Here is a 551-nt window from a genome sequence, read left to right on the forward strand (position 1 = left end):
CTATAATCACGCAATTCACCTGTCTCTAAATCGGGTGCCTTGTAATATCGCTCGCTTTCAAACCAACGGCATTCAACAAGCGTTCAAGGCATTGATTTATAATCATAATCTAGCGTTATTCATATTGAATGAGAACCCTGAATAACGTAAGATTCTCTCATCTTAAATCTGTGTATCTTGAATCAATTCATATCACTTGCTTGCACACCACAAGCGGGGCTGACGTGTGGGTAAAAACTATAGCAGAAAGGAGTAAAAATGGTTCTTATGAATCGTCTTAATGCAAGATCTGTCGCAACATTGGGAACTGGCAAATATAATGATGGTGCCGGCTTGCTTCTTCATAAGCGTAAAGATGGAGGTGCTCAATGGCTGTATCGTTATACCATTCATGGTCGGCGCCGCGAAATGGGCTTGGGTGCCTTGCGAGATGTTTCTTTAAAACAAGCCCGTGAATTGGCAACTAGGTGGCGGGCTGTTTTACGTGAGGGGCGTGACCCTATTAAAGAACGCAACAAACAAAAGCGTGAGGCAATGCGCAATCTCCATTA

The 551-nt window shown here is 43.2% G+C and carries 1 protein-coding gene; it reads left to right on the forward strand.

From position 1 onward, the window contains the following. Window positions 1–258: 258 nt before the first annotated feature. The coding region (locus ACFIMQ_RS09720) for an Arm DNA-binding domain-containing protein (protein ID WP_375703963.1) at window positions 259–551 on the forward strand (293 nt) is incomplete at its 3' end.

Source organism: Bartonella sp. AD13SXNS, assembly GCF_042196465.1.
Lineage (GTDB): Bacteria > Pseudomonadota > Alphaproteobacteria > Rhizobiales > Rhizobiaceae > Bartonella.